Source organism: Streptomyces prunicolor (assembly GCF_045162825.1).
In the GTDB taxonomy this organism is placed as follows: domain Bacteria; phylum Actinomycetota; class Actinomycetes; order Streptomycetales; family Streptomycetaceae; genus Streptomyces; species Streptomyces prunicolor.
On the sequence record NZ_CP108676.1, the window covers coordinates 4,098,542 to 4,119,765 of the forward strand.

At 64.2% G+C, this 21,224-nt stretch carries 19 protein-coding genes and 1 pseudogene; 13 read left to right on the plus strand and 7 right to left on the minus strand.

Annotated features, from left to right (window positions below; translation table 11 throughout):
- Positions 1–155 precede the first annotated feature (155 nt).
- The 6 genes from OG588_RS18415 (at position 156) to OG588_RS18440 (ending at position 7,310) form a co-directional block, all read left to right on the plus strand.
- On the plus strand, positions 156–1,631 hold the full coding sequence (locus OG588_RS18415) for a beta-1,6-galactanase (RefSeq protein WP_405948249.1): 1,476 nt from the start codon (positions 156–158) through the stop codon (positions 1,629–1,631).
- Between the two features lie 89 nt (positions 1,632–1,720).
- The gene (locus tag OG588_RS18420) at positions 1,721–2,875 is read left to right on the plus strand and encodes an MFS transporter (protein WP_405948250.1); all 1,155 of its coding nucleotides are present in this window, start codon (positions 1,721–1,723) and stop codon (positions 2,873–2,875) included.
- A 234-nt stretch (positions 2,876–3,109) separates the two neighbouring features.
- The gene (locus OG588_RS18425) at positions 3,110–4,138 is read left to right on the plus strand and encodes an SEC-C domain-containing protein (RefSeq protein ID WP_405948251.1); all 1,029 of its coding nucleotides are present in this window, start codon (positions 3,110–3,112) and stop codon (positions 4,136–4,138) included.
- A gap of 6 nt (positions 4,139–4,144) precedes the next feature.
- Entirely contained in the window at positions 4,145–4,510 is a 366-nt protein-coding gene (locus OG588_RS18430) for an ester cyclase (RefSeq protein WP_405948252.1), read from the plus strand.
- Positions 4,511–4,610: 100 nt separating this feature from the next.
- Positions 4,611–5,078: a very short patch repair endonuclease gene (locus OG588_RS18435; protein ID WP_405948253.1), complete on the plus strand. Its 468-nt coding sequence runs from the start codon at positions 4,611–4,613 to the stop codon at positions 5,076–5,078.
- A gap of 222 nt (positions 5,079–5,300) precedes the next feature.
- A complete protein-coding gene (locus OG588_RS18440; RefSeq protein ID WP_405948254.1) occupies positions 5,301–7,310 on the plus strand; it encodes a DUF262 domain-containing protein in 2,010 nt (669 codons plus the stop codon).
- Here the strand turns inward: OG588_RS18440 and OG588_RS18445 are convergent.
- Genes OG588_RS18445 through OG588_RS18455 form a run of 3 tightly spaced genes read right to left on the minus strand, consistent with a single transcriptional unit; the run spans position 7,307 to position 11,395 of the window.
- Complete coding sequence (locus tag OG588_RS18445; RefSeq protein ID WP_405948255.1) at positions 7,307–8,152, minus strand: protein NO VEIN domain-containing protein; 846 nt, start codon at positions 8,150–8,152, stop codon at positions 7,307–7,309. The two genes, OG588_RS18440 and OG588_RS18445, sit on opposite strands and share 4 nt — an antisense overlap.
- On the minus strand, positions 8,142–9,986 hold the full coding sequence (locus tag OG588_RS18450; RefSeq protein ID WP_405948256.1) for a DEAD/DEAH box helicase: 1,845 nt from the start codon (positions 9,984–9,986) through the stop codon (positions 8,142–8,144). Before OG588_RS18450 ends, OG588_RS18445 begins: the two co-directional genes overlap by 11 nt.
- Positions 9,986–11,395 carry a transcriptional regulator gene (locus tag OG588_RS18455; protein WP_405948257.1) on the minus strand — a complete coding sequence of 470 codons (1,410 nt, stop codon included), beginning with the start codon at positions 11,393–11,395 and terminating at the stop codon, positions 9,986–9,988. Before OG588_RS18455 ends, OG588_RS18450 begins: the two co-directional genes overlap by 1 nt.
- 119 nt (positions 11,396–11,514) lie before the next feature.
- On the opposite strand from OG588_RS18455, the gene OG588_RS18460 reads away from it, so the two are divergent.
- Positions 11,515–12,204 (plus strand): hypothetical protein, encoded by a 690-nt coding sequence (locus tag OG588_RS18460; protein WP_405948258.1) that lies wholly within the window; start codon positions 11,515–11,517, stop codon positions 12,202–12,204.
- A gap of 240 nt (positions 12,205–12,444) precedes the next feature.
- Complete coding sequence (locus OG588_RS18465) at positions 12,445–13,812, plus strand: DNA cytosine methyltransferase (RefSeq protein ID WP_405948259.1); 1,368 nt, start codon at positions 12,445–12,447, stop codon at positions 13,810–13,812.
- 60 nt (positions 13,813–13,872) lie between these two features.
- Here OG588_RS18465 and OG588_RS18470 read toward each other — a convergent pair whose 3' ends face one another.
- The 3 genes from OG588_RS18470 to OG588_RS18480 form a co-directional block, all read right to left on the minus strand.
- Positions 13,873–14,469, minus strand: a complete 597-nt coding sequence (locus tag OG588_RS18470) for a hypothetical protein (RefSeq protein WP_405948260.1) — start codon at positions 14,467–14,469, stop codon at positions 13,873–13,875.
- 120 nt (positions 14,470–14,589) lie between these two features.
- Positions 14,590–16,008, minus strand: a complete 1,419-nt coding sequence (locus OG588_RS18475) for a PIN-like domain-containing protein (RefSeq protein ID WP_405948261.1) — start codon at positions 16,006–16,008, stop codon at positions 14,590–14,592.
- A gap of 148 nt (positions 16,009–16,156) precedes the next feature.
- Positions 16,157–16,789 carry an ATP-binding protein gene (locus OG588_RS18480; RefSeq protein ID WP_405948262.1) on the minus strand — a complete coding sequence of 211 codons (633 nt, stop codon included), beginning with the start codon at positions 16,787–16,789 and terminating at the stop codon, positions 16,157–16,159.
- Positions 16,790–17,007: 218 nt separating this feature from the next.
- On the opposite strand from OG588_RS18480, the gene OG588_RS18485 reads away from it, so the two are divergent.
- A complete protein-coding gene (locus tag OG588_RS18485; protein WP_405948263.1) occupies positions 17,008–17,853 on the plus strand; it encodes a helix-turn-helix domain-containing protein in 846 nt (281 codons plus the stop codon).
- Positions 17,854–18,069, plus strand: a complete 216-nt coding sequence (locus tag OG588_RS18490; RefSeq protein ID WP_405948264.1) for a DUF397 domain-containing protein — start codon at positions 17,854–17,856, stop codon at positions 18,067–18,069.
- 20 nt (positions 18,070–18,089) lie between these two features.
- Here OG588_RS18490 and OG588_RS18495 read toward each other — a convergent pair whose 3' ends face one another.
- The gene (locus OG588_RS18495) at positions 18,090–18,692 is read right to left on the minus strand and encodes a nitroreductase family protein (RefSeq protein WP_405948265.1); all 603 of its coding nucleotides are present in this window, start codon (positions 18,690–18,692) and stop codon (positions 18,090–18,092) included.
- A gap of 115 nt (positions 18,693–18,807) precedes the next feature.
- On the opposite strand from OG588_RS18495, the pseudogene OG588_RS18500 reads away from it, so the two are divergent.
- The 3 genes and pseudogenes from OG588_RS18500 to OG588_RS18510 form a co-directional block, all read left to right on the plus strand.
- Positions 18,808–19,326, plus strand: a pseudogene (locus OG588_RS18500) (DUF6879 family protein); the annotation flags it as partial.
- Between the two features lie 246 nt (positions 19,327–19,572).
- Complete coding sequence (locus tag OG588_RS18505) at positions 19,573–20,313, plus strand: DUF6879 family protein (protein ID WP_405948266.1); 741 nt, start codon at positions 19,573–19,575, stop codon at positions 20,311–20,313.
- Positions 20,310–21,149 carry a helix-turn-helix domain-containing protein gene (locus OG588_RS18510; protein ID WP_405948267.1) on the plus strand — a complete coding sequence of 280 codons (840 nt, stop codon included), beginning with the start codon at positions 20,310–20,312 and terminating at the stop codon, positions 21,147–21,149. The genes OG588_RS18505 and OG588_RS18510 overlap by 4 nt, the downstream gene beginning before the upstream one ends.
- Positions 21,150–21,224 lie beyond the last annotated feature (75 nt).

The window sequence follows — 21,224 nt, forward strand, 5'->3', positions numbered from 1 at the left end:
CGACCTGTTCGGCTCTTCGTACACGGGTTTTAGAAAGGGGTGTCACAACCCTCGACAACCTCACGCACCACACCCGATGCTTCCTGATGGCACGAGCCGGGGGGGATGGCCGACGCCGGTGGGACGACCGGCGGTTGAGCGAATCGGGAGTAGAGATGATCCGACGCAGAACCCTGCTGGCCGCAGCGGGTGGTGGTCTCCTCGGCACCGCCCTGGCGACCGGTACCGCACGCGCCGACGCGACGATCGCGGTCAACCCGGCGACGAAGTACGGCACTTGGGAGGGCTGGGGCACCTCGCTCGCCTGGTGGGCGAACGTCTTCGGCGCCCGGGACGACTTCGCCGACATCTTCTTCACCACCAAGTCGACGACGTACAACGGCACTTCACTGCCCGGCCTGGGCCTGAACATCGCCCGCTACAACCTCGGCGCGTGCAGCTGGAACGCGGTGAACGGCGAGTCGATGGTCGCCTCCGCCAACATCCCGGCGTTCAAGCAGATCGAGGGCTACTGGCAGGACTGGAACAACGAGGACCCCACCTCCTCGGCCTGGGACTGGACCGCGGACGCGACCCAGCGCGCGATGCTGGTGAAGGCGACGTCACGCGGGGCCACCACCGAACTCTTCGCCAACTCCCCCATGTGGTGGATGTGTTCGAACCACAACCCGTCGGGCGCCTCGGGCGGCGGCAACAACCTCCAGACCTGGAACTACCGCCAGCACGCCTCCCACCTGGCATCCGTCGCCCTCTACGCGAAGAACAACTGGGGAGTGAACTTCGCGACGGTCGAGGCCTTCAACGAGCCCTCGTCGAGCTGGTGGACGGCGACCGGCACGCAGGAGGGCTGCCACATGGACTCGACGGTCCAGGCGGCCGTACTCCCGTACGTCCGCAGCGAGTTGGACAGCCGCGGCCTGACAAGCACGAAGATCTCGGCGTCCGACGAGACGAGCTACGACCTCGCGCGCACGACCTGGAGCGCCTTCAGCTCGACGACGAAGGGGTACGTGAACCGCGTCAACGTCCACGGCTACCAGGGCTCGGGCGGCCGTAGGGACCTGCTGTACACGGACGTGGTGACGACGGCGGGCAAGGCCCTCTGGAACTCGGAGACCGGCGACAGCGATTCGACGGGCCTGACAATGGCCAGCAACCTCCTCTACGACTTCCGCTGGCTGCACCCCACGGCGTGGACGTACTGGCAGGTCATGGACCCGTCGTCCGGCTGGGCGATGATCGCGTACGACCAGAGCACGCTCGCGGCCGGCGCGGTGCAGACGAAGTACTACGTGATGGCCCAGTTCAGCCGCCACATCCGCCCCGGCATGACGATCCTGGACACGGGCGTGAGCTACGCGGCGGCGGGTTACGACGCGTCGGCGAAGCGCTTGGTGATCGTGGCCGCCAACACAGGCTCGTCGTCGACGACTTTGACCTTCGACCTCTCCAAGTTCACGACGGTGGCAGGGGGTTCGAGCGGTCTGGTCCCGCGTTGGAACACGGTGACGGGTGGCGGGGGCGACTTGTACGCCGCCCACTCGGACACGTATCTGAGCGGCAAGACGGTGAGCGCGACGTTCGCGGCGGGGGCGGTGCAGACGCTGCAGATCGACGGAGTGGTGATCTGACCCCGGGGTCCCAAGTCAGTTACGGCGGCGGGCGGTTCGGCCTGCTCGCCCTGGCGCTCGGCGGTTTCGGAATCGGTCTGACCGAGTTCGTGATCGCCGGGCTGCTGCCCCAGGTGAGCCACGGCCTGGACGTGTCCACGGCGGCCGCGGGCTGGCTGATCTCCGGCTACGCGCTGACGGTCGCGGTGGGCGCGATAGCGGTGACGGCGGCGACGGCCGCCCTGCCCCAAAAGCCGCTCCTGGTAGGCCTGTTGGCCCTGTTCGTAGCAGGCAACCTACTCTCGGCGCTGGCCCCGAACTACGGCGTGATGCTGCTCGGCCGAGTGGTGGCGGCCCTGTGCCACGGCTCGTTCTTCGGCATCGGCTCACTGGTCGCCCGCCGCCTGGTCCCTCCCGAACGCGCCTCGCGGGCAGTGGCGTTGATGTTCGCCGGCCTGACGGTGGCGAACGTGCTGGGGGTGCCGTTCGGCGCGCTCGTCGGCGAACGGTGGGGCTGGCGGGCGACGTTCTGGGCGATCACGGCGATCGGGGCGGTGGCGTTGATCGCGATCGCCGCGCTGATCCCGGCGTGGGCGGGAGGGGTGGGAGGGGTAGGAGTGTCGGGAGGAAGGGCCGACCTCCGTTCACAACTGCGCGCCTTCCGCTCCACCCAGGTATGGCTGACCCTGACGGCCACGGCCCTCGGCTACGGCGGCATGTTCGGCGCGTTCAGCTACATCGCGTACACCTTCACGCGGGTCACGGGCTTCTCGACGACGGACGTGGCGTGGCTGTTGGTGGTCTACGGCACGGGGCTGGTCGTCGGCAACATCGTGGGCGGGCGGGGTGCGGACCACAACCGTGACGTGACGTTGCTGGTGTCCTTGAGCGGCCTGGCGATCACGCTGGTGACCTTCGGGCTGCTGGCGAACAGCCGCCCGGCATCGGTGATCCTGGTCTTCCTCCTGGGCGCGTTCGGCTTCGCGACGGTCCCCGGGATGGTCACACGGGTCACGGATGCGGCCGGGGGCGTACCGCTGGCGGCGAGCGCGAACGTCTCCGCGTCGAATGTGGGGAACGCGGTGGGGGCGTGGTTGGGGGGCGTGGTGATCAGTGCGGGGTGGGGGTACACCGGGCCGTTGTTCGTGGGGGCGGGGATTGTGGGGGTGGGGTTGGGGGTCATGGGGTGGGCTGCGCGGGGCGCGGTGGATGCGGGGAGCGGGGTGGAGCGGGCGGGTGGGGTCGTGGAGGCGAGGCGGCCGTGAGGGGGGCGAGGCAGCCGTGAGGGGGGCGAGGCAGCCGTGAGGGGGGCGAGATGGCCGTGCGGGGGGGTGAGATGGCCGTAAAACTGGCGGCAACCGGAAAGCCACCCGCCGTTCCCCGCGCCACGGCCTCCGAGGGACCGCACACCGCTCCCCTACCGCACTCTCACCGGCCGACCTGGGCATATCTCTCCCCTTGCCTCCATCTGTGTCGGCATCGGCAGTACCGTGTCGTTCATGCGCCCCGACACGCCCGCCGAGAACGTCGACCACTCCGCCGAAGCGGCCCGCCTGGAGCGGACCGCCGCCCGTTACCCCGAGGACGCCGAGGCCCTGCTCCTCCAGGCCGCGGCCCACCTGGAACTGGCCGGCGACCGCCCCGCCGCCAGCGCGCTCTACGACCGCCTGCTGTCGTCGCCGGACACCCTGGAGACTCCGCACCTGGTACGGGCCCTCAAGGCCTCGAACCTCTGGGAGTACGGCCACGAGGCCGAGGCCAGGGCCATCATCGACGGGGTACGGACGGAGTCCCCTCGCGATCCCGCCCCCTGGGTGATCGTCGCGGAGTCCCTGGAGGCCCACGACGAACTGGAGGCGGCGCAGGAGACGTTCACGGAGGGAGTCACCCTGCTCCTGACCGACGTACCCGAACCCCCTTACTCCACCCACCCGTTGCTGTTCGGCCGACACCGGGTACGGCGGATGCTGGGCGTGTCGCACGACGAGTGGGACACGCTGGCGGACACGTTGCATTCGGCCCACGCGTCCTCCTCGTCGCCGGTGTCGTTGGACGAACTGCACGATCCGAAGCGGGTGTGGTCGCTGGGGTCGGACAACCCGGCGGAGCTTGAGGCCGAGATCTCCCGGCTGCGGGCGGAGTTGGGCGCGTTCCGGGAGGCGTTGTCGCGTCCGTTCCCGGTGGCCGTACTGCACTGGCCGGAGGGGGAGTTGGCCGAGCTGGTGGGGGCGTACGAGTCCCTCGCGGTGGAGTATCCCTCGCACGAGGGACACCTCGCGACGATAGAGGGGTCGTTGCGGGAGTTGGCGGCGAGCGGTACGCAGAATCTGGGGATCGTGACCGGGACGGTGCCTTCTTACGAGGCGTTCGCCGCGTCGGAGGGGGCTTCGCCGGGGGATGCCGACTTGCTGCCGCAGTATGCGACGACCCTTGCGGCTCGGGGGCGGGCTGTGGTTTGGCCGCCTCAGCGGGGGGCCAGTTGTTGGTGTGGGTCGGGACGGGCTTACGGGGAGTGTCACGGGGGCTGAGGGGCGATGGTGGCGGCTGCACAACATGGGCTAGCTGACAGCGAGTTGGTACTTCGCTACTTCGAGATGTGGAACACCGGCGATTCGGCTGTCGCCGGTGAGGTTCTTCATCCGGAGTGGCGGGACCACGCGCATCCGGAGATCACGGGGCCAGATGATGTTCGGCGGGCGGTGGAGCGCGTACGGGCTGCTCAACCGGACCTGCGCTTCGACATCAGTGCGGTGTTGAGCGAGCGGGAGCTGCTGGCTGCGGTTGGAGAGGTGAGTCGGGGGTCTGGTTCGGCGGCGACGATGAGCGGGCTCATTTGGCTGATCCGTGTTCAAGACGGCTTGCTGGCAGAGATGTGGACTTACCGTCGCGACGAACGGTGATGATCTACCGACTCTGATCGCCAAGCTTAGTCACCGTGCGAAGCCAGGAGCCTGTCGAGACCACGTGCTCATGGCTTCGCACGGGACTACCCTCTGCTGCGTGTCCGAAGATCCCAAGTGGGAAGCACCAGAGGGTTCCTGGGCCTCGTCCGCAGCTCGCCGTCGCAACATGCAGGCGATCCGCAGCCGTGATACCAAGCCCGAGAAGCTGATCCGCCGCCTAGTTCATGCCCAAGGGCTGCGCTACCGCGTCGCTGCTCGACCCCTGCCAGACCTTCGCCGAACAGCAGACATGGTGTTCCGCCCAACCAGAGTGGCGGTCTTCATCGACGGCTGCTACTGGCATGGGTGCCCCCAGCACTACGTCCCGCCGAAAACGAATCCTGGTTACTGGTCTGAGAAAGTCCTGCGCAACATGAAGCGCGATCGCGACACGGATCAGCGGCTCGTAGAGGCGGGTTGGCTGGTACTGCGCTTCTGGGAACACGAGTCAGCAGAAGAGTGCTCGCTCACGGTCTGTAAGACAGTCGCGGACAGAAAAGCACGGCAAGGCAAGCCCTCCCATTGAAGCCACCGAGCCTGCGGCATCCGGCCCTGGACAAGTGAACGCATCACATCGCCTCTGCGATGTAAGAGTCCAGGCCACAAGACCTCCTCCTCCCCTACCCTGTTCCTAGCGAGTGCGGCGGCGTAGGCAGCTTCTGTGGGGAGGCTGTCTGGTTGAGCTCGCAGCGAGGACACAGCGGGTGCGGGCAATCGAACCGCGACCGCGCGGGACACTGGGGGCAAGGTGGCGGTCGAGCGCACAAACCGCGACGTCCGGACACTCATCACGCAGATCGCGGCCGGAGAGATCATGCTCCCCGAGATCCAGCGTGGATACGTGTGGAAAGCATCGCAGGTTGGCAGGCTCATTGAGTCGCTGTATCGCGGATACCCGGCTGGCTCCCTTCTCTTCTGGAAGACCGGCCAGCATGCCGAAACCCGCGGAGCAGCGATCGGCATGTCACAAGCGCTTCCGAGCGTCATGCCTCTTTACCTGCTCGACGGCCAACAGAGGCTCACCTCACTCTTCCGTGTCCTCACTGATCACGCAGAAGCTCAGGTTGTCTTCAACATCGAGACAGAGGCCTTCCAAAACCAGAGTGCCGCTACCCGGCGCAACAGGAAGTGGATCAAGGTCTATGACGTCGTCGGCCCTGATTCCGACATGTTCGCCATCCATGGCGAACTCAAGGAAGCCGGACTCGCCGTTCCCGACTCTGAGATCGGGCGTCGGCTAAGCGCACTTCAGAAGATCAACCAGCGCGACTTCCACATGGAAGTACTGCACGACTTCGAATATGAGGAAGTCGCCGACATCTTCGTCCGCGTAAACAGTGGCGGACGAGCGCTGAAAACAACGGACCTCGCGCTTGCGACACTCTCCGCACGTACGCCCGGATTCCTAGGGCAGTTGGAAGCGGAATCAGCCCGCTGGGCAGAGCACGGGTACGGAGCTCTCGACGTCAACTTCCTTATCAAAGCCCTGACATTGAGTCTGTCGACCACCGGGAAGCGCCTCGCGTCCGTAGCCAAGCTCACCGCCGCCAGCAAGGAAACAGTCGAAGCAGGGTGGGAAAAGGTCCAACGAGGTCTCACCCGCGTCGTACCGCTCCTTGAGCAGAGACTTATGATCCCGACAACCGCCTTGGTGCCGTCGCTCGCGGCACTCTACCCTCTGATCCTCTACTACGGACGGCGCCAAGAAGGCACAGAGGTCCCGGAAGAGGTGGAAAGCGGCCTTCTGTACTGGTTCCTTGCCGCTACAGCACGCAACCGGTATGGCGGTGCTTCGGACACGGCACTGACACAGGACATCAGGACGCTCGACGCTGAAAGTCCAGTGGCTGCGCTGCTTTCCAACCTAGGGATCCGTGAGGGTGGGATTTCTGTAACCGCAAGTGATCTGGCCGGGCGCAATCACCAAAGCCCTTACATGATGTTCTGCTACCTGGCAGCAGCTCACGCCGGCGCCACCGACTGGTGGGATGGGGGCCCTATTTCGGGGAGCGTCGACCGGTCTGGCAAGCCGCAGTACAGCCTCGTACATCCCGCCACGAAATTGCGCATTCACGGCAGCAAGTACTCAACCACGGAGATCAACGAACTCGCGAACATCGTCTTCGTCTCGGAGCAGACGGCGAAAAACATGATCGGCAGCCGCTCTCCAGCCGCCTACATGCAAAGCGTCAGCGCTGGCGACCGTGCCGCACACGCGATCCCGAACGACCCCGCCGTACTCGAACCCGAGGGATACCGCGATTTCCTGGCCGCTCGAAGAACTCTGCTAGCAGAGCGGATCACAACCCTCCTCAACCAGTTCCGACCTGCTTTCCTGACCACGGACTTCACGGCAGCCGAGACCAGCGTTCGGCAGTCGCTCGTGCTCGCTGCATACATCGGAGCCGGCCGGAGCGTGCTAGTGGCAGAGGCCGAAGCCGACGGCCAGAGCTGGACCGTGTGGATCGACCCCGCGGACTTCGAAGCAGCGCTCGATGCTGCCGCCACCGGCCTGGCCAGCGACGTACCCGTCGGCGACGAAACAGCACCTATGCGCGTCGATGATGAAGGCAGCGTGACCTTCGGTCTTGGCCCTTTCGTCATCCGGGGTTCGCTCGATCAATGGCGAACCACGGTCAAGGATGCCTTCGAGAACACGCAGCCCCTGGCAGATTGCCCCGAGCCCAACGACGATCAATGGGATGCGGAGCCTGAGGAGTTCCTGCTCTCGGACACTGGAGTGCGGAAATCTGGCTAGGGTACGGCCACCCCTCTGAGCACATCAGGCGCAGTATTAGCCAGCATCGGCATGATGCTCGGAATTCCTGGTACGGGCACCTCGGGCGGAACGTCAAGTCGGCACGACTCCCAACGGCCCCGTGCAGTGCGGTCCGAGGGAACATGGTCCGCAATCCATTGCTTTGGGACCGCGGCTACTGCCGTTAGCTTTAATTCCGGATTGAGCCGTACCGTAACGAGTTCCCAGTCCGGGTCACGCAGCATGGTCTCGTATTCATTGCGCGATATGTAAACAGTGAGTCGACCTACACGGACGGTCGTCTTGACTTCCAGATGAGCGGAGTGCTCATAGGCGTCGACAAAGATGTCGTAGCCGTATCCGTCAGACCACGCCGCGACGTGCTCCACGCGACCTTTCGCCGATTCGGACAGCAACTCAAGGAGTGCCAGTTCGCCTGCGGAACCGATCCGGGAGCGCTCCTCGGTGTCCACCTTTCCCCAGGCGGTGCTCACTTGCGCATACGCTTCTTCCGGTGTGAAGCCAAGAGTCTCTGCCGCGCGCAGGGCGTCTTCGGGGAGTTCTTCCGGTCTCCGAATGAGCAGGTCGGCATCCCGGAACCACGGCACTCCGCTCTGGGTCATAGCGGCGTCAAAGACTCTGCACTTCAGCGGAACGCCGCTGTTCACATCGCCGAGGAGCCCCGTTTCCCGGATCCAGGCGTACGCCGCGTCGTACTGGGTTGGTGTGATGTCGCTGAAGTCGCCATGCGTAGTGAAGAGAGCACGGACTCGTGCAGTTCCGCTGACTGGGAGTCTTTCCAGCCAGCGAACTGCCCCGCGCAGGACCGGCTCAGGCGGCACGGGCACGAAGGTGACCCATCAGCGCCTGGAGATCTCGATGGTCCAGGCCACCGCCGACTGCTGGTTCTTCCTCAAGGTCGGCCAGTTGCTGGACAGCCGGGTCATCAAGGATGCCACCCATGAACTTCAGCTTGTCGCTGAGCCGTTGATCAACAATTTCGTCGATGGTGCCCTCTGCAGCGAGCACCGTGATCCGAGTCTCCGTCTCCGGAGCTAGACCGAGACGGTGAATCCGATCGAGGCTCTGGAGGAAACGGCCGGCTGCGAAGTCTCGGTCCACGTAAACAGCGTCATGGCAATGATGGTGAAGGCTGATGCCCTCACCGAGGGTGCCCGGATTGGACAAGAGGACCATGCAGTCAGGGTCGTGCCGGAAGCGCTTGATCGCCACCTCGCGGTCCACGTCCCCCATCGCGCCGTAGACGAGAGCGGGCGAGAACTCGCTGAGCATACTTTCCAGCGTGTTAAGGCTGCGCACGAAGGTGGACCAGACGAGTGTCTTACGTCCCTGAGCGGCGTTCCGGTTGACGATCGCGAGGACCTCACGGTACTTCGGCGACATTTCGTAGCTCGGAAGATCCCGCATCAAATCGAAGAGCGGTGTGCCCTCAGGCACGGAAAGCGGAGGCACCTGGTACGACAGCGGCTCATAACGTGTGGTGCCAACGGCGAGTAGTGCCGGGCTAGTCGCCGCCATCAGCATGTAGACGATTACCTTACCGAGAGCGAGGAAGTCGCCTTCCGAACCAGCAGCACGGGCGGAGAACCGCCCGACGAGTGCCTCGTACACCTCCTGATGAAGGGGTGGCATAGGCACGGGTGTCAGGTTCGTCGACACAGGTGGCAGGCCGAGTTCGCCCTTGGTGGTGCGAGTGAACAAGGGACGCAGAACCTGGCTCGCCTTGGCTAGATCTCCGCCGGCCACTGCCTGGATTACCTTCTGGCGCCCGTGGCCCGGCCATACGAAACCGAAGAGGTTCTCCAGGTCCTTCACGCCGTTCGGAGCCGGTGTTCCGGTAAGAATCAGCCGATGCCTGCTACGAGGCCCGAGGGCGAGGCAAGCAGCACCATCCGTGCCGTCGGCACCGCGCTTCATCCTGTGAGCTTCATCGAGCAGGAGCATCGACGGCCGCGCAGCCAGCCATTGGCCGAGTTCATTCACGACCCCGTCCTGGCGCAGGCGCTCGTAATTGACAATGAGCGCGTCCGCACCCGGATCAGCGTGTCTGGAGAAAACGTCCATACTCAGCGGCTCACTCAGGCACTCCTGGTTCTCGTACTGCCAAGACTCGAAACAGGACTTGGGCCCAACGATCAAAAGCCGCTCAACGCCCTTGGTACGCCTCAGACTATGGAAGACGGCAAGCCCTACACGGGTCTTCCCTGCCCCGGGGACAGAGAAGTTGGCGCCATGACGCAGAGACAGCAGTTTCGCAATGTCGCGGCGCTGAAACGTGGTGAGATCCGCTACCCAGTCGTGGCCCAGCAGACTGCCGACTTCCTCAGGGTCGACTTCTCCGTCCAAACCCGCCGCCGGATCAAGGCGTCTGGCAACGGTCTGAGCATCGATGGCGGAGTCTCTCGCCAGCGCAGCCAACTGAGGGTCCCAGGCAACGCTCTTGGGTTCAGGCCAAGCAGCAAGCGCCACCAAGTTCGTCAGGAGGTCGTCAATCTCAACCTCCATGGTTCCTGGTGAGCGCTGCACACTGCTCTGGAATCGAAGAGCAAGGCGTCGCAGATCGCTCTCATAGCTCGCCCCGGCTCGAAGTCGCGCTCGCGTCACACCCTCGCCGAAGCCAATTTCCAGGCTGGGCACAGAAGGCTGCTCAGCCATCAGTTCTCCCGTGTCGCATCGAGCAACCAGGCAACCCCATCGCCGGGAGAGGTGAAGGTGCGTCCCGCCTGTTTGGCCAACCGGGCAAGACTGGCCTTCAGCGTGAGCAGGGCATCGTCAAACGCATCCTCGTCGAGAGCACGCTTGGCCCTGGCTTCGGCAAACTCCGCGGCGCACTGGTTGACGTAGTCAGCCGCGTCGGTAAGGCGCGCGGGGACAGCTACCTGGCGCTTCTGGAGCTCGGCATTCGCCCCTGCCATCTTCACGGCAACGTCGAAGGTCCGGCGTGCCAACTTGATGAGCGTGTCAGCCTGAGCCACAGTCGCGCCATCCAGTTTGTCGCCGGCCTGTGCGGTCGCCTTCGCCTGGAGCAGAGCATCCGTCAGAGCCCGAGTGGTCTTCACCGCCGCCGTAGCATCCGGGATCGCGACACCTTCGAGGCCTGGAATCGACACAGCAGAGGACTCCTGGGCCGCAGGCCGCAAGTCATCAGGAAGGCGCTCTTCGAGGTAACGGCTGTGGAAATCAGCCTCTGCAAGGCGCACCGTGGTTTTCGCGTAGTTCAACACCACCATGGCCAGACGCGACTCCTTGAGCTGTTCAGCAGCGTCCGGGTCCGTCTTGGCGAGCTTGGTGTAGTCGCGGTGAAGCTCACGCAGCTTCTCCTGATGGTCCTCAAAGTCAACCAGCCGTAGAACAGCACCGGTTGCGGTCTGGCTACGGTCAAGTGCGTCGTTGACCAACTGGTAGACCCAACGGTCTTGCTGGAGTGTGGTCTTCTTGATGTTGAAGTCACGAGCCACGTCTTCTTCACGGCGACCGTCAGCAAGCTGGTCTTCAATTGCGATGAGGCGGTTGATGTACGAGTACTCGCGGCGCTTGTCTCGACGGAGCTGCAGTGCAAGCTCAACACTGTTGATATCGCGACGTGATGTATCCGCAGGGAGCACGCCCACCCGGATGTCCCCGATACCCAGGTCCTTCAGCGCGGCACAGCGGGTGTTCCCATCGACGAGAATGCCGTCCGGGCTGATGATCCCAGGCTCCCGCTGGCCCACGTCATCCAGCTCGTCCTGGAGCGCCGTGTAGTCAGGGTCGGTCTGATTGGGGTTCGATGGCCTGCAACGCAGCAGGTCATGCAGATACGTTTGTGCAGGCTCACTCCACGGCTCTTCCTCAAGGACCCGATTGCGCTCCGGATCCAGGGTGCGCTGCGCGCGGATGCGGTGAGTATCCGGGTTGAAGTAGAGCATGTTGACGGGCATCGAGATGACGTGCAGGTGCTTCTGTTCACCGCGCCACTCCACACTGATCTTGGCGCCGTCCTCGGCCATGGCCTGTTTCAGACGTTCGTCCACCAGTGAGCGAATCTTTTCACCCTCGGGCGGGACGCCGAACTTCACAGCCATAACCAGAGCCTCCAAGCGACCAGACGCAGCGTGTCCCAGCATCATGGCAGGACCCGCTGACACAGGGTGCACCGATCATCCACAATCAACGTCTGATCACTTGGAGAACGGAGCACGACGTGACGCTGCCCGCCTGGGATGCCCCTGAGCTCAAGGCCGGAACCATGGTCCGCGGGGCGCTCTGGCTCATCCAAGTCGTCGGCGAGGGGCACACTTTCACCAAGGAGCAGATCCGGAGCGCCTTCCCAGGGATCTCGCAGGCAGACCGACGCATACGCGATCTCCGCGACTACGGCTGGGTCGTCTTTACGAATGCCGACGATGCAACGCTGATGGCTGAAGACCAGCGCTTCGTCAAGGCAGGCGTCCCTGTCTGGGACCCTGCGGCCCGCCGCGCCGCAGCACCACAGAAAGCCATCTCCAACAAGGAGAAGCAGGCAGTCATGGCCCGCGACGACTACATGTGCAGCATTTGCGGTGTCTCCGGCGGCGAGGCGTATGTGGACGACTCGAACCAAACTGCCGTGCTCTCCATCACCCGCCGCGAGACCGTACTCCCGGATGGCCAAGAACGAATCCTGCTCGTTACGGAGTGCAAGCGATGCCGTGCAGGAAGCGATGACCGTCCCGCCCGAGCCGATGAAACCGTGGCTGATATCAAGGCCCTAGACCCCAACGACCGACGCCGACTTCTCCGGTGGATCGAGCGCGGACGACGCGGCTCTACCGCCCTGGATCGGGCGTGGAACAACTACCGGCGCCTGCCAGCCGATGCCCGCGACGAGGTACGGACCACTCTCGAAGGCTGATCACTTCCCGTCCCACTGTGTGGTGCGTGAGCCTTGTGGGTTTCATGCATGTCAGTGGGCCACCGTAGACTTGACCATCACGCCCGGCTCGCCGTCCCAACTGGGTGACGCTGTCGAAGATCGGCGACTAGGGTGCTGCTGCGGGATCTGTGTTCAATCAGATGCCCGCTGTGATAGCGAGCCGAGCGCAAAACCCTCGGCCCCGCGCTGGCTCAGCCTGCGCGCCTGAAAGGAGATCGAATGGCGGCGCCAGAGCGTGACAGGCAGCTCGAAGTCGTCGAGATCTGCGCGGGCGCGGGAGGCCAGACCCTCGGGTTGGAGCGGGCGGGATTTCGCCACCGTGTCGCGGTAGAGCTCGATGAGAACGCTGCGTTGACGCTGCGCTGCAATCTGCAGGAAGTCCTCGGTTACAGCAAGCAAGAGGCAGAAGACGCTGTAAAGATCGGCGACGTTGCCGACCCCGAAACTTGGAACCCCGAAGAGCATAAAGGTGTCGACCTGCTCGCGGGGGGTGTGCCGTGCCCACCGTTCAGCATTGCGGGGAAGCAGCTGGGCGCCAATGACGAACGCGATCTTTTTGCCTGGGCGGTCGAACTCTGCGGGGAGATCCAGCCGAAGGCACTCCTTTTGGAGAATGTGCGGGGGCTCAGCGCCAACCGCTTCACGGCCTACCGGCAGCATGTCCTGGACCGGCTTCACGAGTACGGGTACATCGGCGACTGGAAACTCCTCCACGCCAACAAATTCGGCGTCTCCCAGCTCCGGCCACGGTTTGTGCTCGTTGCCCTCAAGCGAGAATTCGCGGAGTACTGGGACTGGCCGACGTTCTGCGAGGAAGAGCCGCCGACGGTGGGCGAGCTCCTCAAAGACCTCATGGCAAGCAGAGGTTGGGAAGAAGACCAAGTCGCCGAGTGGGTCAAGAGGGCAGACGACATCGCGCCCACAATCGTTGGCGGTTCCAAGAAGCACGGTGGCGCTGACCTCGGTCCCACACGGGCCAAGCGGGCGTGGGCAGAGCTGGGCGTGGACGCCATGGGCGTGGCAAACGATGCCCCGGAGAAGGGATGGCAAGTTCCGGACGGCGTCCCAGGACCGAAGCTCACCACCGCCATGGTTGCCCGGATTCAAGGCTGGCACGATATCGAGCCGCCCAAGGGCAGCAGCTCGACCGCAGATGGTGAGTTCCGCTGGAGGTTCCACGGGCGTAAGACATCCGTGTACCGACAGATCGGCAACGCGTTCCCTCCGCCCGTCGCCAAGGCGCTAGGAGTGGCCATCCGGAAAGCCATCCGCCAGGAGGGCAAGCGTCAGACTCTCGTGGAGAACACCGACCGGGTCCTGGATCCCGTGTACAAGCTGCTCCGTGGGTCTGAGCGGCCTCTGACTGTCGACCAGATCATTGAGAAGCTCGCCAAGAAGGGCACTCTCCTTGAACAGCCGGATGTCGAGCGACGCTTGAACCACCTTGGTCACGACTTCGCAGTGACGATGACGGCCCGGTCCAACGGTGTCATTGCATACAGCCTCGGTGAGTTCAAGGCGTTCACCGGTCAGGACAACCACCAGCGGCATGACCTGTTCACCCAGCACCGGGCCAAAATCAGCTAGTGGAGCAGAAGAAGCTGCGGAGCGGCTTCAGCCGCTAGCGGAGCCCCCGCAGCTGGAGTGCTACTCAGCCAGCCTGCCCGTCAGGTTGTGCTTCTCAGCCTCGGTGAGTGATTCCGACTTCTTGATCACTTTCGCAATGAGCTCCGGCACCTTCGTGTAGTCGATTTCCAAGTCGGCCAGGGTGTAGTACTGGCTGCCGTCCGCCTCAGACGTTGCGATGTTGAACCCCAGCTCGCGGAGTTCTCTCGCACGGCGCTCTGAATGGGTTTTGTCCCCGGTCACGATGCGAAGCCTGTCGCTGTCGACCCGCTTGCCAAGGTTCCGCAGAAGGATCATGAACAGGAGCTCGTGCACTTGGCTGCCGTAGGGAACCCTGAGGAACCGCTCAGGGATCACGTCGGCGTAACGGTTCTTCATCTCAGCCTCGATGCAGGCCCTCAACTCCACAAATTCCTGGCACACAGAGGGTAGTTGCGAGAGCAGCAATGCCTTTATGGACTGAGCAAGGTGGCGTTTCGCGAACAGGTAAGCATCAATGAGGTCGTCCGGCGAGGAGTCCTCCCCCTCAAACGCGGCCCCCAGCTCCCGCACCGCGTAGGCCGACGTCGGCTTAAGGCTCTTCCACGCCTCGAACTGATCCTCGTTCTCTGCAGGCACGACAGCATCCCTTCTTCATTGTGAGAGCGGAGGGGCGACGATAGCGCGCGAGGCACTGGGGTCACGCGACGATTTTCAGTCCGTCCGCAAGCGTCACGGGAACCCTTCCCGCAAGCTCGTTCAGTCAGTGGGGCGTTGGCTCTCCGCTGCCTGCTCGGAGGCCAATGCGCTCAGGATTCCGCGGTCGGCCGACGGCACAGAACCCAAGAGGTCAAGGAACCACGGAGCGATCCACGAAGACTCCCGATGGAGCCATTCCCCGGATGGCAGCACCGTGCCCGGCTTCCAGTCGGGCCCAGGCGCATCAGTACCCCGTACCGCCGCGGCAATATCCACCCTCGGTTCCCCTTCGGTGACTTCTCGCCGGTGCAACTGTGCCGTGACGCCGATGAGCCACCACTGAGCAAGGCGATCCGCAGATGCCAGCGACTCCATCGTGATACGTACAGCCGAGGAGGTCAGCCCGGCCGACCGATAAGCGGTGATCGGCAAGCCGCCGAGTGGGGCTACCTTCACGGCCGTCCTTGCCGTCACCACTGTGCTGTCGTCCAGTACAGGCGGGGTGAACGTCTCAGACACCCGGCGGATCTCTTCGTACGTGTCGTCTGCGAGCTCTGCGTTCAGATACTCGCCCACACCCGCGTAGAAGTCCGGCGGTGTCTCAAGTCGCAGCTCGGCGCCGGCACGACGCTGGATCTCGTCCAGCAGTGCGGGCCAGGGACGCTGCTGGCCGTTGCTGATGTCGTACCAGTCACCTTTGACATCATTCGACACGAAGAGCACACGGCGGCTCCCTTCTGGGAGCAGAGCAGCCTGCTCAATCACTTCCTCCCATATCAGGAAGTCGCCAGCCGTATGCAGTGGAGTGCCCTTGCCTACGTCCTCGAAGCCCGGAGGAATCTGATTGGGGAACCTGAACGCCACAGCCTCGTCCAACCGTTGCTGCAGCAGATTGTCTTCTGGCTGATGACCTACGCGGTCTCCAAAGAGTTCTGCCACCCGAGGCAAGATTGGGTCAGCTGTATCGACGTCGATCGGGGTAAGGTCATGCCCGTTCTTCAGCATGTCCAAGTGAGCCTTGAACGCGTCCCGATACACGGCGAGATGCTGGTTGACAGCCGCCTCACTAACCAAGAGCTCCAGGGCATCTATCTCGGCTGGCACCCGCGCGTACTTCTGCAACTGAGCCCGCACGGTGTCCTTCGCCGCGATGATCGCATTGCGCGCGGTTATCAGCTTGGCATTGACGGACTTCGAGGCATCGGCGAGGACACGCTTGCGCGACTCCAGTACGCTACGACGCCCGCGGACGAATTCGAGCCCAACCTGATACGGCATCCACAGGTGCCCCGAGACCTGGCCCAGCGCGGCAAGGACTTCCTCTCGGGATTCCGCCGTGTACTCGTAGAGGCTGAGCAGCACGTTGGTATCCAGAACGATCAGAGCGTCCTGAAAGAAGGCCAGGCGGGCAACATCCTGCGGCGATGGCACAGGCTGGAGCCACGCGTGAAACCGCCGAAGCAGTGCCGGATCCTCCATGTGCACATCCCCCTGAACTCGCGCGACCTCAGCCCACGATCATCCTGGCACAGGAGTAAGGGAGAAGCGGAAGCAGATTGCCAGGAAGGGGGATGCCCCGACGCCGGAACATCCCATACAAGCCTCACCGTCAAGCAGCATGCGATGGCTATGCCGCGTCCGCTTCGGCTTCGTAGTGCATCTGGGCGCGGTCGAGGATGTCGTCCGGGTCATGCCCCCGAGCGACGGTCCAGTGGAGCAGATCCGCGATCAGCTCGACGGCCGACTCATCTAGACCTGCCACCCGCCCCGTTCGACGCAGGGCATGACCACCGCTGGACTCCTGGTACTTCTCAAGTGCCTCAACAGCCCGCTCAATTCGCCGACAGGCACCTCCCGTGCCGATCGAGATCTCACACCAAACTGCCTTACCCACTGCGGTCAGGACCGTCCCCCAGTCCACAGCAAGTGCCGCAAGCAGATGGAGACCGCGTCCGCACTCCTGGTCGCAGTCTGGCGACTTGATAGATGGCATCACCTGGCTCTTGTCGTGGACTTCAAGGCGGAGCCGTTCACCCCTCCACTCAAGGATCAGGGTCGCTGATACGCCTTCGCCGACATGCTTGACGACGTTTGTCGCCAGCTCAGTGACCAGCAGCTCTACCTCGTCAGCGGCAACAGGCATGCCCCACTGGCCCAGTTGCCTGACAACGGCTCTCCGGAGCAGTCGCACTTCCGCCGGCGCTGCCTCAAAGGGCAGAACACAGCGAAGTCGGGGTTCAGCAACTTCGTAGCCAGGCATGGCCACTCCTCCCTCCCAAGCCACGCTCGTGCTGCGCCTGCCGTGTCCGTACGGCTGCACTGCGTAGCGGTCTGTGAGCGAGCATGACACAGAGAACTCTCACTGTGTAACTTCTCATGAGAATCTATCGGGTGAATCTGATGGTGGGCCTGCTGATCCGCTGCCTAGCCTGATGGGGATCTCCGGGCCTGCCGCCCGGCACATGGCGAAGGAGCCCAATGTCCGAACGGACCACAACCCGCCGCCGCCAACTAGGCGCGATGATGCGAAAGTTGCGCGCCCGCAAGGGGATGACCCTTGAGGAGGCAGGTGGGCTCGTCGGCGTATCCAAGGCGACAGTCAGCAGGTACGAGACCCAAGCCGGGCCCGTGAAATGGCTCGTCGTTGATGCGCTGTGCCGCGAGTACGGAGCAACTGAGGCCGAGCGCAAGGCCGTTGTCGGGCTGGCGAAGGACGCCAAGCAGCAGGGCTGGTGGAACTCCTTCGCCGACTCCATCCCGGAGAGCATGAACCTGCTGCTCACGCTTGAGGACGAGGCCGTGCATGAGAATCACTTCGCCTGTGTCTATGTTCCCGGCCTCTTGCAGACGCGCGCCTACAGCACCGCACTGCAGAAGGCCAACGAAGTGCCCCTGGAGACCGCCGAGATCGAGCGGCTGGTCGACATCCGCATGCAGCGGCAGGAGATCCTCACTCGCCCGAAGCCCCCGCGGCTCTGGGCGATCCTCGATGAGTCAGTGATCCGCCGCGTCGTCGGATCGCCGCAGACCATGAGAGAACAGCTCGACAGGCTTCTCGAAGCCAACGAGTCGCCTCACATCACTCTTCAGGTGCTGCCCTTCTCCCAAGGCGCCCACGGTGCCGCGCTCGGCAGCTTCGTCATCATCGGCGGCACCGAGCCGACCCTCGACGTGGTCTACGTCGACTTCCATACGGGCTCCCTCTTCCTGGAGAAGGAGGAGGAACTGAGCCGATACAGACTTGCGTTCGAGTATCTGCGTGCACAAGCGTTGGACATGGAGGCTTCCTCCACGATGATCCATCGCGCCCGCAAGGAGCTGTGAATGTCTGTCGGCCCACACGCTATGTCCGAACCCGTCTGGTTCAAGTCGTCGTACAGCGGCGCCAATACGACCGAGTGCGTAGAGGCAGCCTTCACCCCGGCTGGGGTGCTCGTGCGGGACTCCAAGGACGTGAGTGGCCCTGTCCTCGCAATCCGAGCCCGCGCCTGGCACTGCCTGATAGGCGAGTTGGGCCAGGAGGAGCCGAGAGGACACTGAAGCCGGCTGGCCATTCGCCCTCAGGCATGCTGCCCCCACTGCCCCCGGTGAATAACGTCCTCAGCGGCTCGCCGCCGCTCCGCGATCCGGGCGCCCTGCTCAGGAACATCGTCGGCCCGGTACCCGACCGTGATCCCCCCGATCGGGTCGTACTCTTCCGGCACCCCGAACTCCGCCCGAAACGGCTCCAGATGCTCCGGCATGATCCCGAAGAAGCAGGCGCCGAGCCCTTCGTCGACCGCGGTCAGGAGCATCAGCAGAGACGCCATCCCCGCGTCGATGTACCAGTACGGCGCGGGCCAGCGGGCTTCAGCGCGGTCCTCCCAGCCCTTGTCGGGTTCGGCATAGCGCGCCAAGTAAGCGGCCTTGTGCGCCAGAGGTACCACGACCAGCGGAGCGTCCTGCATGGTCGGGGTGTTCTCCACCCGCGTCGGCACGAACGGCCAGAAGCGGGCGCGGTCGGCCGGGTCAGTCAGGGCGAGGAATGCCCAGCCCTGGGAGAAGCCGGCCGAGGGGGCTCGTAGCGCGGAGGCGAGGATGCGCTCGGTCACCTCCGGGGTTAGCGGCTTGTCGGTGTAGTGACGGATCATGCGTCGCCGGCGGACCACTTCGGAGAATTCCATGTCGGCAGATCCTGCCATGAACTCCCGGAGCTCTGGGCGCTGTTGAGCTACTGATCAGCCGTCGTAGGGTGAGACCTGGTGGGGACCCCTCAGTCAATGGTCAAGGAGGCTGTTCGTGCTCTTGGACGGTGACGAGTGGCGGCGGACATTCGATGCGTACGAGCGTGACGCATGGCGATTCGAGGCTCAGCCCACCTACTCCATGCCCAGGGAAGCCGAGAGCGTCGCCCGCTTCCTTCGCCGTGAGCCGAAGCCCGCCGACCACAATGCGCGCTGGCATGAACGAGTGCGCGGATACGTGGCATCGGGGCGCAGTATTGGGCGAGTTCGGGTCGTCCAGAGACCGTTGACCGACTATCAGCGGTACCAGTTCGCATGGGGAATTCCGGGGAACCTAGCAGCCGGTGAGGGCATCCGCATCCTGGATGTCACATATGAGGACTACGGCCTGCCTCTGTCGGGAACCGACTGGTGGATGTTCGACGAGGAACGGATAGTGCACCTCAACTTCCGGCCGGACGGGACACAGATCAGCCGAGAGGTGTTCGCGGGAGAAACTTACCCGTACCTGGAGTGGAAGCGGATTGCGCTAGCTCACTCGGTGCCGTTCTCCGAGTATGTGAAAGAAATCGAGTGCGCTGTGAGCCTGAGAAAGCAGGTCGGTCGCGAAGTGATCTGGCGCAAGTGCTCTGCGAGTTGCCCAGGTGAACCGACCTCGCCCGGCCGCCTTGGTACGGCGTCGCCGTATCAGCACTGACCAGTCCCGCTTGCGCGCAATCTCAGCGAACCCCACAGGATGCGCAATCTGCTGCAATCCTGAGACGTGCCCAAGCCCCGTCCACGCATCCTGGATCTCCAACAACCGCATCCGGAGGGTGACATGACGCTCAGGTTCCTCGGTACGACCAGCGACGACGGCGACTGCCCCACCCTGTACGAGATCGAGGGCACGGACGAGATCCTCGTCCAGGGCGAACGGGAAACCGACCCGGAGCACCTCACCCAACTGCGGGACGTCAAGGAGTCCGAGACCTTCGTCCGTGTGCCTCGCAGTCTGCTGAGCCGCTACGCGCCGAGGAGTGATGCGCCCGAACTCCAGCCGTTCGCCTCGATCTCCGGGCTCTTTCGCGACTTCAAGCACACCGCCTGGCGCCTGGAAACACGCCGTGGCTACGCCTCAGACCGCACCAGTCCCAAGTGGGCGCGGTTCCTCGCGGGCGAGGACATCGCCGGCGAACCGGACAACGCCTGGCGGGAGAACGTGCGCGCGCAGACCACCCTGGGCAAGCGGTTCGAGCGTGTCCGCGTGGTTGACCAACCGCCCACTCAGGGACAGGAGTTCCTCCTTGCGAGTGCGCCCAGCAACGTCTCCGCAGGAGAGGACATCCGGCACCTGACCCGCGTCCAGGCACAGCAACTGCGGCTTCCGGATTACGACTTCTGGCTCTTCGACTCCGAGATCCTCGCCCGTTTCGCGTTCGACGACGAGGACACCACGCTGGGCGTGTACGTCACCGAGGACCCTGCCGAAGTCCTCGCCGCCTGCCAGGCTCGGGACGCCGCCTGGCACCATGCCGTACGTACCGAAGAATTCGCCAGGCGGGTACGTTCCATCGTGTGAGCACGGACTACCAGACCGCCAGAGAAGCCCTCGGCGCGCGGCTGCGCGAGTTGCGCACCGAGGCCGGTCTGGACCTTGCCGCCAAGCTCGGTTGCCAGCCCTCGAAGGTCTCCCGGCTTCAGAACGGCAAGCAGACTCCGACCGCAGCCGACCTGACCAAGTGGGCGCAGGCCTGCGGCCGACCAGACGTTGAGGCTGAACTCCAAGGGCTGCGAGCCGGGCTGGAGATGAAGCAGCGGCACCGCTCCTGGCGACGCCAGCTGGCCGGCGGACACCGCGGGCGCCAGGAGATCGCCGTACGCCAGACCGACGCCACGAAGACGATCCGGGGTCTTGAGGTGTCGCGCGTTCCGGGGCTGTTCCAGACTCCCGAGTACGCCCGCGTCATCTTCGACTCCAACGCGGAGTTCCGAGGTATCCCGCCAACTACCGAGGCCGCCGTCGAAGCCCGCATGCGCCGCCAGGAGTCGCTGTACGACCCGGCAAAGACCTTCCGGTTCCTCGTCTGCGAAGCCGCGCTCTACCACCGCTCATGCCCCGCGGACGTAATGGCAGAGCAGCTGGACCGGCTGTACAACCTGGTGGGCCAGCGGCGGATCGAGCTCGGCATCCTGCCCTTCAGTGCGCAGTTGCGGCGTACGGCCCCGCACGCCTTCTGGATCTACGACCGTCGGTTGGTGATCGTCGAGACGATCAGCGAAGAGCTGTGGCTCACCGGCGAAGAAGACATCCAACTGTACGAGCGAGCGTGGAACTGGCTCGCCGAGTCCGCCGAGTACGGGCCGCCAGCACGCCGTCTGATCGGGCGGGCAAGGGCATCTTTGAATCCCTCGTAGCCAATCCGCCGCAAGCGGCGCCCCTGCATACGCAATCACGCGCAATCGCCATCTCTATGCGCAATTGCGCGGCCT